The organism is Streptomyces sp. SID5910 (assembly GCF_009862125.1).
GTDB lineage: Bacteria > Actinomycetota > Actinomycetes > Streptomycetales > Streptomycetaceae > Streptomyces.
Genome location: NZ_WWHX01000994.1, coordinates 1 through 254 on the forward strand (window position 1 = coordinate 1; position 254 = coordinate 254).

At 70.5% G+C, this 254-nt stretch carries 1 protein-coding gene; it reads left to right on the top strand.

Annotation, left to right across the window (positions count from 1 at the left end):
• The coding region (locus tag GTW67_RS35265; protein WP_161168787.1) for an acyltransferase domain-containing protein at window positions 1–254 on the top strand (254 nt) is incomplete at both ends.

The window sequence follows — 254 nt, forward strand, 5'->3', positions numbered from 1 at the left end:
GCTGTGATGGTGTCGCTGGCCGGGGTGTGGCGGTCGGTGGGTGTGGAGCCGGCTGCGGTCATCGGTCACTCGCAGGGCGAGATCGCTGCCGCGTGTGTGGCGGGTGCGCTGTCGATCGAGGATGCGGCGAAGGTGGTGGCGCTGCGGAGCAAGGCGATCCGTGCGTTGTCCGGTCGTGGTGGCATGGTGTCCGTCTCCCTGGGCGCCGACGAGGTCGGTGAGCGTCTGTCGGCGTGGGACGGTCGGCTGTCGGT